The organism is Minwuia sp. IMCC3009 (assembly GCF_029909415.1).
In the GTDB taxonomy this organism is placed as follows: Bacteria; Pseudomonadota; Alphaproteobacteria; order Minwuiales; family Minwuiaceae; genus Minwuia.
The window spans coordinates 2,753,379-2,769,477 of sequence record NZ_CP123781.1 but is presented as its reverse complement, the minus strand read 5'-3'; the positions used below and the strand labels follow the sequence as shown (position 1 = coordinate 2,769,477).

13 protein-coding genes are annotated in these 16,099 nt (G+C 63.9%); 4 read left to right on the top strand and 9 right to left on the bottom strand.

The genetic code is table 11. The annotated features are described in order from the left end of the window. Positions 1 to 8: 8 nt before the first annotated feature. Positions 9 to 1,682: an acyl-CoA dehydrogenase family protein gene (locus QGV55_RS12960; protein WP_281016370.1), complete on the top strand. Its 1,674-nt coding sequence runs from the start codon at positions 9 to 11 to the stop codon at positions 1,680 to 1,682. 40 nt (positions 1,683 to 1,722) lie between these two features. Here the strand turns inward: QGV55_RS12960 and QGV55_RS12955 are convergent, their stop codons facing one another. From QGV55_RS12955 to QGV55_RS12930, 6 genes are all read right to left on the bottom strand, one after another. Next, positions 1,723 to 3,255: an acyl-CoA synthetase gene (locus QGV55_RS12955; RefSeq protein WP_281016371.1), complete on the bottom strand. Its 1,533-nt coding sequence runs from the start codon at positions 3,253 to 3,255 to the stop codon at positions 1,723 to 1,725. A 97-nt stretch (positions 3,256 to 3,352) separates the two neighbouring features. Next, the gene (locus QGV55_RS12950; RefSeq protein ID WP_281016372.1) at positions 3,353 to 3,757 is read right to left on the bottom strand and encodes a DUF2794 domain-containing protein; all 405 of its coding nucleotides are present in this window, start codon (positions 3,755 to 3,757) and stop codon (positions 3,353 to 3,355) included. Between the two features lie 200 nt (positions 3,758 to 3,957). Continuing rightward, on the bottom strand, positions 3,958 to 4,767 hold the full coding sequence (locus QGV55_RS12945) for an ABC transporter permease (RefSeq protein WP_281016373.1): 810 nt from the start codon (positions 4,765 to 4,767) through the stop codon (positions 3,958 to 3,960). Next, complete coding sequence (locus QGV55_RS12940) at positions 4,764 to 5,543, bottom strand: ATP-binding cassette domain-containing protein (protein ID WP_281016374.1); 780 nt, start codon at positions 5,541 to 5,543, stop codon at positions 4,764 to 4,766. Before QGV55_RS12940 ends, QGV55_RS12945 begins: the two co-directional genes overlap by 4 nt. Before the next feature lie 14 nt (positions 5,544 to 5,557). After that, positions 5,558 to 6,424, bottom strand: coding sequence for a crotonase/enoyl-CoA hydratase family protein (locus QGV55_RS12935; RefSeq protein ID WP_281016375.1), 867 nt, complete (start codon positions 6,422 to 6,424; stop codon positions 5,558 to 5,560). A 105-nt stretch (positions 6,425 to 6,529) separates the two neighbouring features. Further along, the gene (locus tag QGV55_RS12930) at positions 6,530 to 7,606 is read right to left on the bottom strand and encodes a ferritin-like domain-containing protein (RefSeq protein WP_281016376.1); all 1,077 of its coding nucleotides are present in this window, start codon (positions 7,604 to 7,606) and stop codon (positions 6,530 to 6,532) included. Between the two features lie 176 nt (positions 7,607 to 7,782). Here QGV55_RS12930 and QGV55_RS12925 point away from each other — a divergent pair, with 176 nt between their 5' ends. After that, the gene (locus tag QGV55_RS12925; protein WP_281016377.1) at positions 7,783 to 9,795 is read left to right on the top strand and encodes a hypothetical protein; all 2,013 of its coding nucleotides are present in this window, start codon (positions 7,783 to 7,785) and stop codon (positions 9,793 to 9,795) included. Next, positions 9,792 to 10,289, top strand: coding sequence for a hypothetical protein (locus QGV55_RS12920; protein WP_281016378.1), 498 nt, complete (start codon positions 9,792 to 9,794; stop codon positions 10,287 to 10,289). The genes QGV55_RS12925 and QGV55_RS12920 overlap by 4 nt, the downstream gene beginning before the upstream one ends. Before the next feature lie 120 nt (positions 10,290 to 10,409). Here the strand turns inward: QGV55_RS12920 and QGV55_RS12915 are convergent, their stop codons facing one another. From QGV55_RS12915 to QGV55_RS12905, 3 genes are all read right to left on the bottom strand, one after another. Continuing rightward, positions 10,410 to 12,008, bottom strand: coding sequence for a TRAP transporter large permease subunit (locus tag QGV55_RS12915; RefSeq protein WP_281016380.1), 1,599 nt, complete (start codon positions 12,006 to 12,008; stop codon positions 10,410 to 10,412). A 3-nt stretch (positions 12,009 to 12,011) separates the two neighbouring features. Further along, complete coding sequence (locus QGV55_RS12910; protein WP_281016381.1) at positions 12,012 to 12,662, bottom strand: TRAP transporter small permease subunit; 651 nt, start codon at positions 12,660 to 12,662, stop codon at positions 12,012 to 12,014. Positions 12,663 to 12,849: 187 nt separating this feature from the next. Further along, positions 12,850 to 13,890 (bottom strand): TRAP transporter substrate-binding protein, encoded by a 1,041-nt coding sequence (locus QGV55_RS12905; protein WP_281016382.1) that lies wholly within the window; start codon positions 13,888 to 13,890, stop codon positions 12,850 to 12,852. Between the two features lie 182 nt (positions 13,891 to 14,072). Here QGV55_RS12905 and QGV55_RS12900 point away from each other — a divergent pair, with 182 nt between their 5' ends. Then, on the top strand, positions 14,073 to 16,019 hold the full coding sequence (locus QGV55_RS12900; protein ID WP_281016383.1) for an AMP-binding protein: 1,947 nt from the start codon (positions 14,073 to 14,075) through the stop codon (positions 16,017 to 16,019). Positions 16,020 to 16,099: the final 80 nt, after the last annotated feature.

Genomic DNA, 16,099 nt, shown 5'->3' with positions numbered 1-16,099 from the left:
GAATCGCCATGGCTGCCCACAATCCGCGCACCGATCTGGCGACGCATGACGTCTTCAACCAGCCGCCGCCGCTGGAGGACTACAATCTCTGCCGCTCAGACCCGGCGCTGGTGGAAGCCCTGACGCGGGAAGGTGCGGCGGCGCACGCCGGGGCAGTCGATGCCTATGGTGCCGAACTGGGACTGTCGGAGACCCTGGAGCACGGCCGACTTGCCAATGTCTTTCCGCCGGTGCTGAAGACCCATGACCGCTACGGCCAGCGGGTGGACGAGGCGGAGTTCCATCCCGGCTACCACGCCCTGATGGCGCTGGGCATGAAGCATGGACAGCACTCCATTGCCTGGGAGGGCAAGCCCGGCGGTCACGTGGCTCACGCGGCCATGCTGTACATGATGTATCAGGTGGAGGCGGGGGTCTGCTGCCCGCTGACCATGACCTACGCCGTGAAACCCGCCCTGCAGCACCAGCCGGAGGCGACGGCCTTCTGGCAGGAAGGTGTGATGAGCCGGTCCTACGACAGCCGCTCCATCCCCGCCGCGCAGAAGTCGGGACTGACCATGGGCATGGCGATGACGGAGAAGCAGGGCGGGTCCGACATCCGCGCCAATACCACGCGTGCGGTGGCGCGCGGCCGTCAGGGGCCGGGGGAGATCTATGAGCTGACCGGCCACAAGTGGTTCTGTTCCGCCCCCATGTGCGATGCCTTCCTGACCCTGGCCTATACGGAGGAGGATGCCGGTGTTTCCTGCTTTCTGGTGCCGCGCTGGCGTCAGGACGGCAGTCGCAACGCCATCCAGCTTCAGCGCCTGAAGGACAAGCTGGGCAACAAGTCGAATGCCTCCAGCGAGATCGAGTATCACGGGGCCGAGGCGATGATGGTGGGGGAGGAAGGGCGCGGCGTCCGCACCATCATCTCCATGGTCACCCACACGCGGCTGGACTGCACCATCGGCCCGACGGCCCTGATGCGGCAGGCCGTGATTCAGGCCGGACACCATGTGGAGCACCGAATGGCGTTCCAGCGGAAGCTGTCGCAGCAGCCGCTGATGCGCAATGTCGTCGCCGACCTGTCGCTGGAGCAGGAGGCCGCGACCATGCTGTCCATGCGCCTTGCCCGCGCCTTCGACGAGGGCGCGAGCGATGAGCAGGCCGCAGCCTTTGCCCGCCTGGGCGTCGCGGTCGGCAAGTACTGGACCTGCAAGCGCGTCGGCGTGGTGGTGGGCGAAGCCATGGAGTGTCTGGGGGGTGCGGGCTATGTGGAGGAGACCATCCTGCCGCGCCTCTATCGTGAGTCACCGCTGAACGGCATCTGGGAGGGGTCGGGCAATGTCATCTGCCTGGACGTGCTGCGCGCCATGCAGCGGGAGCCGGAATCGGTGGAGGCCTTCGTGGCCGAGATCAGTGCCGCGCGCGGACGCGATACCCGCCTCGACCGGGCCATCGACGGTCTGATGGCGGAACTGGGACGGCTGGAGGATATCGAGTTCCGTGCCCGTGCGGTGGTGGAGCGGATGGCGCTGACACTGCAGGCCACGCTGCTGACCGCCCACGCGCCGACAGCCGTCGCCAACGCCTTCCTCGCCAGCCGCCTCGACGGCAACTGGGGCCACGCCTTCGGCACCCTGGAACCGGGTCTGGAGCTGCAGCCGATGATTGATCGCGCAACCCCCGTCGCGGCGTGAGGGGGCGACACGTCCTGCTGTCCGGCGACCGCGCCGCCGTTCAGATGCGGCGGGGCATCCCGGCCCAATAGGGTTCTCGGATCTTGCGCTTGAAGATCTTGCCCGAATCCTCGCGCGGCAGGGCTTCGTCGATCACCACCTTGCGGGGTACCTTGAACTTGGCCAGGTGCTGGCGCAGGAAGGACTGCACGTCCTCCGGTGCCAGGCTTGGGTCCGTGACCTCGATATGGGCGGCCAGGGACTCGCCGAACTCCGCGTCCGGAATGCCGAAGACGGCGCAGTCCCGCACACCGGGGCAACCGATCAGCACCTTCTCGATCTCGGCGGGGTAGATGTTCACGCCACCGGATATCACCATGTCGTTCTTGCGGTCGGCCAGGAACAGGCAGCCGTCCTCGTCCAGCCAGCCCATGTCGCCGTTGGTCAGGAAACCGTCGATTTCCATTTCCTTCCGCGCGGCATCACGCTTGTTGTAGGTGAAGTCGGTGCGGTTCGGGCGCCAGATGTAGACCTCGCCGATCTCGCCCGTCGGTACATCCTTGCCGTCATCGTCCAGGATTCGGATGACATTGCCCGCGATCGGCTTGCCCACCGTGCCGTGCTTGGACAGCGCCATCTCGCTGGTGACCACGGTGACGATGCCGTTCTCCGTCGAGCCGTAATATTCGTAGATCACCGGTCCCCACCAGTCGATCATCTGCTTCTTCGCATCCGGCGGGCAGGGGGCCGCGCCATGGATGACGTGCACCAGGCTGGAGACATCGTATTTCGCGCGAACCTCCGGCGGCAGGCGTAGCAGGCGGACGAACATGGTCGGCACCACATGCATGTGGGTCAGCTTCAGTTCGTCGATCATCCGCAGCAGGTCCTCGGCATCGAAGCGCGCCTGCAGGTAGATCGTGCCGCCACCGCGGGCCGCCGCCAGGCCATAGGCATTGGGGGCACTGTGGTACATCGGCCCGGTCATGGCACAGCGGATGCCGGAGGAATCGGCGGGAACGCCGAAGCCTTCGAAGACCATCTGCGTGGTCTGGGCCTGCGCGTCCTCGTCCATCGGATCACGCCGCACGCCCTTCGGGTTACCGGTGGTGCCGGAGGTATAGATCATGGTGCCACGGCTGGCAGGCGGCAGTTCGGTCCAGGGTTCCCGGTCGGCAATGAAGTCCGACCAGAGCACCGCGCCCTCCGGCAGGTCCACCGCTGCATTGACGCCATAGGCTGCCGCGATCTCGTCCGGTGTCGGCACCACGACGACCAGCACGCCATCGGGGATCGAGTCCTGGATCGGCGGCAGCAGGTCGGAATGGATCACCACCACCTTCGCGTCGCAGTCACGCAGGATGTAGGTGGCTTCCTCCGCCGTGTAATGCCAGTTGATCGGGGTGGCATAGGCACCAATCTGGGCGCAGGCGCCCGAGGCCTCGAAGAAGGGAAAGTCATTGCGCAGGTAAAGTGCGACGCAGTCGTCCAGGCCGATGCCTGATTCATGCAGCGCCCGCGCCGCCCTGGCCGTGTTCAGCGTCCGCTGTTCCATGGTCAGAACCCGGTTGCCGCTGATGATCTCTCCCGTCATGCCGATCCATCCTCCCCGATCGTGAGTGCCGTTTTCGCACAGCCTTGCCGCCGGACCTTGGATGGTCCGTATCAGGCAATGCACCCTGCCACGTTGTTCAGTCGTCCACCACGCTGAAACGACGGCTGTCGAAGACACGCAGCACTGCATCGAGGTCATGGCCCCGTTTCAGCACGCGGCCGTCGCGGGAGAGTACCTGAAAGGCACCCTGCTTGCGGTCCAGTTTCGGGGTCTTGGTGATGCGGAACAGCGGCGATTCGGCTGCGCGCTGGAAGACGGCGAATGTCGCCTGCTCCGGCCCGTGGGCGATGGCGTAGTCGCGCCAGTGGCCGTTCGCCACCATGTTGCCATAGACATTCAGGATGCGACCGAGTTCCCGCCGGTCGAAACAGACATCCATGGTGCCGGCGCTGTTTCCTGACTGTCTTGTTGCGCCCGGCACGGATGCACGTCCCCGCCGGGCTTCGGTACTGTAGTCGTCGAGATTGACCACCTCTCCCATCAGCAACCCCCTTGCAACAGTGTGAAGGAATGATGACAGGCCGGGCCGGGCAGGGGAAGGGGGCCAGCGGTTTGTCCTGTCACATTCGCTGTTCCGTCGGCGCGTCAGGGAATCGGCCAGGGTCTGCCGGCGCAAGAGCCGATATGCAGGGAAGGATCTGACGCAGGACTGGCTGGTTCAGCCGTTTGACCGGGCTGGCATCAACGCCCCGGCGGACCGCCGCCCCCGCCCCGCAGACCACGTGCGGGGGAATAGATCCACAGCGCCGCACCGGCGAACAGCACGAAGGCCAGCAGGGACCAGCCCAGGTGTGCGGGCGCCGCCTGCCAATAGAGCGAGAAGCGGATGAATTCCACCACATGGGTGAAGGGATTGATCTGGCAGATCCAGTAGAGCGTCTCGCTGGTTTCCTGCATCTTCCACAGCGGATAGAGCGCGGAAGACAGGAAGAACATCGGGAAGATGACGAAGTTCATGATCCCGGCGAAGTTCTCCAGTTGCTTGATGGCGGCAGCCAGCACCAGACCGAGGCTGCCCAGCATCAGCCCGCCCAGCAGCAGCGACGGCAGCACCGCGATCAGGCCGCTGACGGGCAGATCGACGCCAAAGGCCAGCGCGATCAGCAGGAAGGCGTAGACCTGCAGGATGGAGACGAAGGATCCGGCCAGCAGGCGGCAGAAGATCAGGTACCAGCGCGGCAGCGGCGTCGTCAGCAGCATCCGCATCGACCCCATTTCCCGGTCATAGACCAGCGACAGCGAACTCTGCATGCCGTTGAACAGGATCACCATCGCCGCCAGCCCGGGCACGATGTAGACCTCGTAGGGGATGTATGTCGTGTAGGGATCGATGATCGACAGGCCCAGCGCGGTACGGAATCCGGCGGCGAAGACGATCAGCCAGACCAGCGGGCGCACCAGTGCCGCCAGAAACCGCTCCCGCTGCTGGAAGAAGCGCAGGGTCTCCCGGATCAGGATTCCATGCATGCAGCGCAGCCAGTGATTGGTCATGCCGCCCCTCCCGCATCCTGCCGGGTCAGGCCCTTCAGCGGGGCCTGTGGCTTGCGTTCGGTCAGCTGGTTGAACAGCGTGGCCAGGTCGTCGCAGTCATGTTCGTCCAGCAGGGCACGCGCCTCCCCCTGCGTCCGCACCGCCCCCTGATGCAGCAGCACGATGCGGTCGCCGGCCCGGGCCTCGTCGATCAGATGCGTGGCCCAGAGAACGGTCGCCTGTCCGTCGCTGGCAAGGTCATGCACATCATCGACAATGCGCTGGCGGGTCGGAATGTCCAGACCGACGGTGGGCTCGTCCAGCAGCAGCACCTGCGGCTGGTGCAGCAGGGCGCGCGCGATCTCCAGCCGCCGCCGGTGACCGCCATTCAGCGCCCGCACCCGGTCTCTTCGCCGGTCACTCAGGGACAGGCGTTCCAGCTGCGCGTCGATGCGGCGGCTGGCGTCCTTGCCGCTCATGCCCCGCAGGCGGGCGAAGTAGCGCAGGTTCTGTTCGACGGACAGGTCGAGATCCAGCGTCTGGGCCTGGAACACGATGCCAAGCCCGGCCAGCGCGGCGCGGGGGGCGGTCGAAATGTCGTGTCCGGCGATGGCGATGCGCCCGGCCTGCAGGGGCAGCAACTGCGTAAGCAGGGTATAGAGGGTCGACTTCCCCGCCCCGTTGGGACCAAGCAGCAGGGCAAAAGACCCCTTCCGGACCTCGAAGCTGACGTCGTTCAATGCCTGCTTCGCGCCGTAGTGGTGGCTGACCCCGGCAATGGACAGGATCGGGGACATGTCCGGTGCCGGGCTCACAGCGTGCCGGACCGATGGCCCTTGCGCTGCACGATATTGGCAGGGGCCTCAAGGTCGGCGAAGCCGGCTTCCTGCTTTGCCATCTGGGCCTGGATGGCGGTCGGGACATCGTCGCCGATCAGCATCGCCGCGTTCCAGGTGGCGACATAGTTCAGCGCATCCGATACCGAGTGATCGCGGGCATAGTTCAGCATCTCCTTCACGCCTGCCATGGCGAGCGGGGAGCGGGCGGCGATCTGTTTCGCGACATCCATGACATGCGCCATCATGGCTGCCTGATCGTCAAAGACCTCGTTCAGCAGGCCATGGCGCATCGCCTCCGATGCGGGCATGCGCCGGCCGGTGAAGGCCAGTTCCCGCGCCACCCCCTGCGGGATCAGATGCGGCAGGCGCTGCAGCGTGCCGACATCGGCGGCCATGCCGATATTGATTTCCTGAATCGCGATGAAGGCATCGGCGCTGGCGTAGCGGCAGTCACAGGCGGTGATCAGGTCAACGCCGCCACCGATGCAGGCTCCGTGGATCGCGGCCAGCACCGGGACCTGGCAGCGTTCGATGACGTTGAATGTCTCCTGCATCTCCAGCACCGTGCGGCGCAGGCGATGCCGCTCCCGCGCCGGTTCGGCCTTGCTGTTCGACTGGAACAGCGTGGCGAAATCCTGCAGGTCGAGGCCGGAGGTGAAATGCCGGCCACGGCCCGAGATCACCACGCAGCGCACATCCGTCCGCTCCCCGATCTCCGCGAACACATCCACCATCTCCTGCCAGAAGGCCCGGTTCATGGCGTTCATCTTTTCCGGCCGGTCGAGTTCGACCAAGGCGACGTGATCGGTCACGGAAAGGACAAGGCTGGTGTAGGTCATGGCAGGACTCCGGCAGGCAGGTTCAGTCGATAACAACGGAAAGGCGCCCACAGCACAAGTCTGCGGACGCCCCCGGAAAAGGTTTCGCGATGCGGTGCGGGCGGTCTATTCGGCCGCCGCCACCCCGACCTCGCGCTCGACGAACTTCTTCGCGTCGAAGTCCTCGGCAACCTTGTTGTCATGTTCCAGCAGGGCTTCGGCATCGATCTCCGAATACTGGATCACGCCCATGTCGTTGTAGGCCTTGCGGACACCCTCGCCCCAGAGGCCGATGTCCTTCACGGTCGGCACGATGCGGGTGAACAGGCGCTGGCGGAACTGGCCCATGACCTCGCTCTTGTCGACGACCTTGGCGATCTCGGCCTGTGAGAAGCCGATATTCTCCCAGACCTCGGTCTGCAGGAAACGGTCACGCATGTGGTAGCAGGCTTCGACCACGAATTCCTCGCGCTCCTTGCGCTCGGCGTCGCTCAGTTGCGGATAGTAGTCGCGCAGTGCCAGCCGCCCGAAGGCCACGTGCCGGGCCTCGTCCTGCATGACATAGGCGTTGACGGCCTGGGCCAGCGTGTTGCCGGCCTGATCGCGCAGCCGCTGGAACGCGGCCAGCGCCAGCCCCTCGATCAGGATCTGCATGGTCAGATAGGTCATGTCCCAGCGACGGTCGGTCAGGCCCTGTTCCAGCAGGGTCTTCAGGCCGGGCGTGATCGGATAGGCAAGCTGCACCTTCTCGTGCAGCAGGCGGGAAAAGGCCTCCACATGCCGCGCCTCGTCCATCACCTGCGTCGCAGCGTAGAACTTGGAATCCGCATCCGGCACCGTGGCGACGATCTTCGCCGTGGCGATCAGGGCACCCTGCTCACCGTGCAGGAACTGGCTGATGGTGCCCGACTGCAGGTGACGGCGCACTTCCGCCTTGTTCTTGTCGTTCATCTTGTTCCAGGCGTCGGACCCGAAGATGGCAATGCTTTCGTCGGGCAGCGACATGGGGTTGTCCCAGTCCACTTCCTCCGACCAGTCAATGCGCTCCGCCGCATCCCACTGCTGCTTCTTGCCCTTGTCGTAGAGCTGCAGCAGCGTTTCCCGCTCGTCATCATATTCCCAGGTGAAATTGATCTCCGTGGCACCGTCGAAATGCCACTGGGTCTGCTCCACCGGAAGGGTGTAGAGATGCCTTGTCGCCATGATTGTCTCCCAGATTTGCAAGTTTCTTGATTGCCGTCATGCTGACCATCAAATGACTGCCGGTCAACAGTTCCGGAAGCCAGCCTTAACCCTTCATTCAGCTTGATCGAAGAGACTGCGACGCAACCGGGAGACCCCGTTCTCCATTGATCCGACAACCGCGTTCGCAGGGCATGATGGCAAAGATCAGCGAGGGACCGATCACTGACGACGGGCATGGGCTGATTCTGGAGGGACGTTACCTCATCCGGACGGACCAGCCCCTGTCCCAGCTGTCCCGGCCCGACGCCCAGGCCTGCATGGTGAAGGACAAGCAGGATCCGGATGCGGACCTGTTTGCCCTGCTGACTCCGCCGGACACCTTCGTGCGCCACGACATGGTCGCGGTGTTGCAGGAGAAGCCCCTGAAACGCATGCGCGGACCACAGGCGTCCGGCATCCTGCGCCAGGGCAATGGCAAGCATGTCGGGGCCATCGTGTTCAATCACCGGTCCGCAATTCCCGTCATGCAGGGCATGCCGAAAGTGCGCGAAGCGGACCTGATGGGCACGATCATTCCCGGGCTGATACCCGCGATGCAGGAACTGCAGCAACGCGGCCTGGTCCATCGCAGCATCCGGCCCGAGACCATCCTGCTGACCCGTGGCGGGGACATCCTGCTGGACCAGTGCCTGGTTGGCCTGCCGGGGATGTATCAGCCACCCGTGTTCGAACCCATCGGCATCCAGCTGGCCCAGCAGACGGGACGCGGTGACGGCCTGTCTTGTGACGACGTCTTTGCCTTCGCCGTCTCCGTTTTCCAGATGCTGACGGGCGAACAGCCCGCCAGGGGGATGAAGCCGGACGAGCTCTATGCCCAACGTGTCCTGCGCGGGTCGTACGATGTGCTGCTGAAGCGGCGCAAGTTCGCCACCGCCATCCAGGTGATGTTCGCGGGCAGCCTGCGCGACGAGGATGACCGGCGCTGGACCCATGATGACCTGAACCGCTGGATGAACGGCATCTTCGACATGCCGCGCCCGTCGGGCGGCGGTCGACGCGCCACGCGTCCCTTCATCTTCCGCGATGCCGAGTTCTTCTCGCCGCAGCTTCTCGCCCAGGCGATCCAGAAGAACCCGGAGGATGCCGTTGCCCTGATCCTGAACGGGCGTGTCGAGAAATGGCTGCGCAATATTCTGGTGGATGAGGCGGGGGCTGACATCGTTCGGCGTGGCCTGGAACTGGTTTCCCAGACGAAGTCGGTCACGAAGGAGGAGAAGGCGGATCTGGTCTGCCGATCCATTCTGGCGCTCGATCCGGGGGGACCGATCCGGTATCGCTCGGTCAACTGCACCAGCTCCGGTCTGGCTGGCGGTCTCTGGCATGCCTTCACGAGCAACGATGCGGACTGGCGCGATGACTTTGCGCGTCTGGTGAACTCTTCGCTGCTGGATGAATGGCTTCGGGTTGGCGGACGGGCGGTGCGTGCCGGGCTGCCGGCCAATATCCTGACGCGGATCCGTGCCGTCGCCAAGGAATCAGGTCGTGTCGGCTTCGGGGTTGAGCGGGTGCTCTACGAATTGCTGCAGCGCCAGCCCTGTCTCGGCCCGGAAGTCATGTCGGAGATGCCGCGCACGCCGGGCGAACTGATGTCGGCCCTGGATCGCAAGCTCTCGGACGATGCCGATGCGGACTTTGCGCTGGCCCAGCACTCGGCCGCTTTCCTGGCAGCGCATGACCGGCGGCTGGAACGCAGCCTGCGGACGATACCCAACGGTGACAAGGGTATCGACGGGCTGATCCGGGCGGCCCGGTTCATGGCTGAACTGCAGGAGATGCATCACCGGGTCCCGGTGCCGGGAATCACGCGGGCTTTCGCCAGCGCTCTCGGGCCGGTGACAAAGACGCTGCAGAGCAGGGTGCGGCGCATGGTGGTCGAGAAGAAGATCGAGAGCCTGGTCAAGCGCGGCGACCTGTCGGCCCTGCTGGCGGAACTGGACCTTCTCCGGACCCTGGACCAGGACAAGGCCGAGTTCGAGCAGGCGGTGGCCCAGTACAATCATCTGGAGCATGTCATCGCCCAGCTTTCTGAATTCGGTCCCGGACAGCGCGCACTGGCGATGCATCGCGGCTATCGCTACGCGCAGATGTTCAGCCTTTCGGTCTGCTTCCTGACAGTCTTCTACTTCTCGATGGAGGCGATCCTGTGAGTGCCGCGACAGCAGATGCCAATCCGAAGGCGAAGAAGGCCAAACGGGAGAGTGGCGGCAGGACCACGCTGCTGCTGATGTTCGGCTCCCTTCTGCTGCTGCCCGTCGCGCCGGCAACCTTTGCCCTGATGATGATCTACATGCTGCCGACCCTGCTGCTCGCCATGACCCGCATGCTGCGTGTGCCAGGGGCCATGGCGACGGTCTTCGGCATGAACCTTTCCGGTGCATTGCCCGGGATCGTGGCGCACTGGAGCGGTGACGGGACCTTCGACGGTGCATTCCGCCTGATGGTCGATCCTGAGTACATGCTGATCAACCTGGCCGCATGCGCCATCGGTTTCGCCCTGCTGTTCGCCGCGCCCTTCATTGCCCGGGCCTGGGTCGATATTGCCAGCGCCCGCCTGCGCTCCAGGGCGGTTTCGCAACGCAAGCGGCTGCTCGACGAATGGGGTGACGCGGTGCGCGGCGACCATCCGCCACCGGAGAAGTAGGGCAACACGCCAGGACCCCGTTTCAGCTGGCGTCCCGGCTCCACGGCAGTCACACCAGACGAAACCGGCCCGCGCTTCCGATGAAGCGCGGGCCGGGGCCGTTTCAGTACTGAAGCAGCGTCATTGCAACATCAGATTTGGCAGCCAGAGCGTGATCTGCGGGAACAGCACGACGAAGCCGAGGCCGACGAGCTGCAGCATCACGAAGGGGATGATGCCCTTGTAGATGTCCTGCATCTTCACTTCCTTCGGCGCCACGCCCTTCATGTAGAAGAGCGCAAATCCGAATGGAGGTGTCAGGAACGATGTCTGCAGGTTCACCGCCACAAGTATGGCAAACCAGTAGATCACCTGATCCTGCACCTGCTGGAAGGGCAGCCCCTCCAGTCCCAGATGTCCGGCGAACTCCGGTGCGAACGCCCGGATTACGGGGGAGAACACCGGAAGGATGATCAGTGTGATCTCAAGGAAATCGAAGAAGAAGCCCATGATGAACACGGTGAACATCAGCAGGAACAGCAGCGGCCAGGGACCGAGCTCCAGCCACTCGATGAACTCGATGATCAGGTCCTCGCCATAGACGTTGCGGAACACGGTCGAGAAGGCCGTGGCACCAACGAAGATGAAGAAGATCATCGCGGTCGTCAGGCCGGTCCGGTGACAGACCTCGCGCATCACACTCCAGCTCAGCGTGCGGTTGAACCAGGCCAGAACCATGCTGCCGAAGGCACCGATGCCGGCGGCCTCCGTGGGCGTCGCCCAGCCGGCAAAGATCGAACCCAGCACCATCATGATCAGGAAGATCGGCGGCACGAAGCCCTTCAGGATGCCACCGAAAATGGTGTTGCCTTCCTTTCGGCCTACCCACATGGCGACCACGAAGATCGCCAGGAATGCCAGCAGGCTCCAGTTGATCTGGTCCAGTCCGAGCTGTTCCAGCAGGTACATGGCAACCAGTATCGCGCCGACGTAGGCGAAGAAACGGATGACATTGGCCCGCTTCGTCGGATCCACCTGGATGAGTTCGTCAGGCAGCGGCGGTGCGCATTTCGGGTTCAGGGTGGCCCGCGTCATGATGTAGGCGAAATAGAGGCCTGACAGCAGGAGACCCGGCAAGACGGCACCGATGAACAGGTTGCCCACGGATACCGCCAGCAGATTGGCCATCAGCACCAGCATGATCGACGGCGGGATCAGGATGCCGAGTGTGGCGCTGGCGGCGATCGTGCCTGTCGCCAGCGCATGCTCGTAGCCGCGGTTGATCATCGTCGGCAATGCCAGCAGCGTCATCATCACGACCGAGGCACCGATGATGCCTGTGGTTGCGGCCATGATCGTGCCCATTGCGGTGATCGAGAGCGCCAGACCGCCGGGGACGCGTTTCAGCATCACCTGCAGGATGTGCAGCAGATCGGCCGCCACCTGCGACCGTTCCAGCATCGTCCCCATGAAGACGAAGCAGGGAATGGCGACAAGTATGGGGTTCTGGATCGCCCCGGACGCGCCATCGCCGCCCCAGACCCGGTTGATGACCTGGAAGAAGACCGCGAAGTCGATGATCTCCAGATAGATGCCGACCAGACCGAACAGCAGGGAAATGCCGCCGAGGGCGAAGGCGACAGGCAGGCCCGTGAACAGGGTCAGGGCCAGTGCCAGGAACATGTAGGCGCCGAGATAGTCGTACAGGTGGTCGTCAAGGAACCATTCGATGAATTCCATGGATCAGCGCTCCCCGGCCGGCTTGGCGAGGATGTCATCCTCCAGTGAAACCTTCGGCAATACGGTCTTGTCCGTGAAGTACTGGATCTCCTCCTCGGCGCGCGTGCTGTTCTCCTCCGAACCATAGAGAAAGACGATGGTTCGGATCAGCGTCGCAACGGCTGCGGCGAGCACCAGGACAAAGCCGATCGGCATGCAGCTCTTGATGACATAGCGCCAGGGGATACCGACAAGGGATTCGGACCCCTCACCCTGATGGTAGGACAGGGTCACCATGTCGACCGATTTCCAGATCATGAGGCAGAGGAACGGCACAGCCATGAACAGCAGCCCGAAGAGTTCGATCTTTGCCTGGGATCGGTGGCTCGCCATCTCGCGAAAGATGTCAACGCGCACATGGGCGTTTGTCAGGTAGCCGACGCCAAAGGCAAACATCAGCAGGATGCCGTGGATGTGCCACTGCATGTCCTGAAGGATGAAGGAGACCGAATAGCCGGTCTGGATCGTGATGTCCGCGGACCAGTGACGGATGATGTCGATCTTTCGCGTGATCACATCGAACATGATGATGAAGATAAGCGGCACGATCAGCCAGCTGACGGCGCGTCCGGTGGACCGCGCAAGCCTGTCAACGGCGTCTGCAAAATTGAGCATGTTAAGCGCCCCGTCCCTGTTCTATTCCGGTCATATCTTCCCCCCGAGGCGCAAGGGTTGCGCAGCAGGGACAAGTCGCCGGTTTCATTGGCAGAAGAAACGACCGGCGCGGGGCGCGCGCCGGTCGCGACAAGTCACGTGTCGCTGCGACCCGATCACGAGACCGGGTCGCAGGGCACGAAACATCTTACTTCAGGTAGCCGCGCTCGCCCCAGGCCTTGTAGCTCTCGTGGAACTCGCTGTAGCTGGCATAGAGACGCTTCACGTCCGGGTTGGCCGCCTGCTCTTCGGCAAGGACGGTGGTCCAGGCTTCACGAAGCTGGTCCAGCACCGCGTCGGGCCAGGTGACGTTCTTCACGCCATCAGCTTCGTTGGCCAGCATGGCCGCAGGCTGCAGGGCCTCACCCTCGGCCATTTCGACCGCGATGTTTGCCTTGCAGGCCAGGTCGAAGATTGCCTTCTTCTGGTCGTCCAGTTCATCCCACTTGCCCTGGTTGATCAGGACTTCGTTCGTGGTCGACTGCTGATGCCAGCCCGGATAGTAGTTGAACTTGGCGATCTGGTAGAAGCCAAGGGTCCGGTCGATGGCAGGCATCGAGAACTCGGTGGCATCGATCGTGCCCAGTTCAAGCGCCGGATAGATGTCGCCTGCGGCAAGCTGCTGCGTCGACACACCGAACTTCTGCATGACCTTCGCGCCCATGCCGAAGAAGCGCATCTTCAGACCCTTGAGCTCTTCCAGGCTCTTGATCTCGGTCCGGAACCAGCCCGACGTCTCCGGCGGGATCATGCCGCAGTAATTGTACTTGATGCCGTCGCGACCGTAGAGCTCCTCACCGATCTCGACGCCGCCGCCATACTGCAGCCATGCATTGAACTCCAGCGCACCCGGACCGAACGGCCAGGTCGAAAGGAATGCGAATGCGGAATTCTTGCCCTGGTTCGCGCCCGGCGTGCCGTAGCCCGCCTCGAACGCGCCCTGGCTGACCGGATCGTAGTAGGCATAACCACCGGCAAGCGCGCCCGGCTCGAACACCTTGATATCGAAGTCGCCGTCGCTGGCCTTGTTGACCCAGTCGGCGATGCGATAACCGACCGGGCCGATAACGGCCAGATTCTTGCCGAATGCCGAGTGCATCTTCCAGCGGACCTTCTTGGCCTCCGCGTCCCCAGCGGAGAACGACAGCGCCGCCACCGCAGCCAGTGCCATCACACCAGCAGATTTCATGATTCCGGATTTCATTATTGAACCCTCCCAGACTTGTTTTTTTTACGACCCAACTATTCCGGCTGAACAATGCTGTTTTGTCAAACTCCTATCGGGATGGATCGTTATTCAATGATCGGGAATTGCCTGTGTGACGGGCATCCGGCCATACTCCGCAAGGTGGTGCAGGGGAGGATCGGCGCATGCAGAACGGTTTCACGTGGGAGCCCACGCAGGAGTACATCGACAATGCGGAACTGACCCGCTTCGTCGAAAGGCTTGGCTGTCGCAGCGAGAGTGACTTGCTGGAGCGTGCCGCGGCGGAACCGGACTGGTTCTGGGACAGCGCGATTCGCGCACTGGATATCCGATTCGACCAGCCCTACACGCAGGTCCGCGATGTCTCGGACGGATTGCCCAACGCACGGTGGTGCGTCGGTGGAACGATGAACTTCTGCGACAATGTCCTGGACCGTCACCGTGGCACGGACGTCTGGGAAAAGCCGGCAATCATCTGGCACGGGGAAGACGACAGCCAGCGCACCCTGACCTATGCGGAGATGGATCGGCAGGTGCGCGAACTGGCTGCCGGACTGAACGCCCTGGGGATCGGCCCGGGGGATGCGGTCGGGATCTACATGCCCGTGCTGCCCGAGACGCCGGTCGCGTTCCTGGCCGTGGCGCGGATCGGTGCCATCATCTCTCCCCTGTTCTCGGGATTCGGCGCCGAAGCGATCGTGAAGCGGCTGAACGATGCGGAGGCGGTGGCCGTGATCACCGCCGACCAGGCCATTCGGCGCGGCAGCACCATCCCGATGAAACCGGTAATCGACAGCGCCGCCAGGGATGTGCCGACGCTGCGCCATACCATCGTGCTGCGCACCGGCGACGGGGATGTCGTCATGAACAGCGGCCGGGATGTCTGGTGGCATGACCTGGATGTCACGTCGGCTGACAGCACGCCGATGCAGATGGTCGATGCCGACCAGCCCCTGATGATCGCCTATACCTCCGGCACCACCGGCCGTCCGAAGGGGACGGTACTGACCCACTGCGGGTTCACGGTGAAGGGGGCGCTGGATTTCGGTGTGTCCTTTGATCTGAAGACCGAGGACAGGCTGTTCTGGTTCGCGGATTTCGGCTGGGTGACCGGTCCCTATTCGATGGCGGGAACCTTTGCCCGCGGTGCGACCTTCATCATTGCCGAAGGCGTGCCGGACTGGCCCGACGCGGGCCGTATCTGGCGGCTGGCCGCCGCGCACAAGGCGACCTTCTTCGGGATCGCGCCGACCGCGATACGGAGCCTGATGCGCCATGGCCCCGAACATGTCGCCGCGCATGACCTTTCAGCCATCCGCATCCTGGCATCCACCGGTGAGCCATGGACGGAGGAAGCCTGGGTCTGGTTCTCCGAGCATGCCGGTGGCGGGCGCTGTCCCATCATCAATGTCTGCGGCGGTACCGAGATCAGTGGCGGTTTCATCGCCGGAAACGTGCTGACGCCACAGCGCCCCTGCTCCTTCGCCGGACCCCTGCCGGGCATGGCGGCGGATATCGTGGATGCGTCCGGCAACAGCGTCGGACCGGGGGAGGTGGGTGAGCTGGTCCTGCGCGACGTGTCCATAGGCCTCAGTCGCGGCATCTGGCGCGACCCGGACCGCTTCATCGAGACCTACTGGTCCATGTATCCCGACATGTGGCGCCATGGGGACTGGGCCAGCCGGGATGCGGATGGCCTGTGGTACGTGCACGGCCGTTCTGACGATACGATCCAGGTTGCGGGCAAGCGGGCCGGACCGGCGGAGATCGAGGGGCTGGTCATGGCGACCGGCCTGATCGCGGAGGCTGCTGCGGTGGCCCTGCCCGACCCGGTGAAGGGGGAGGCCGTTCTGGTCGCCGCCATTCCCGCTGCGGGCGTGACCGTGGACGATGCTTTGGCGAGCCGCCTGTCGGTCGCCGTCACCGACGGTCTTGGCAAGGCGTTCAAGCCGGCCCGGATCCTGTTTGTCGATGATCTGCCCAAGACCCGGTCGCTGAAGATCATGCGCCGGGTGATCCGCGCGCTGGTCCTGGATGAGCCGCCGGGCGACCTCTCCGCCCTCAGCAACCCTGACGCCATCGACGCCGTGAAACGTGCGGCAGCCGGCTGATTTGCCGAAAAATCAGGCATTTCGGGCCGCGGCTGTCGCAATCAGGACAGAGTCCGCCTAGGCTCGGTGCCAGCCTGTTG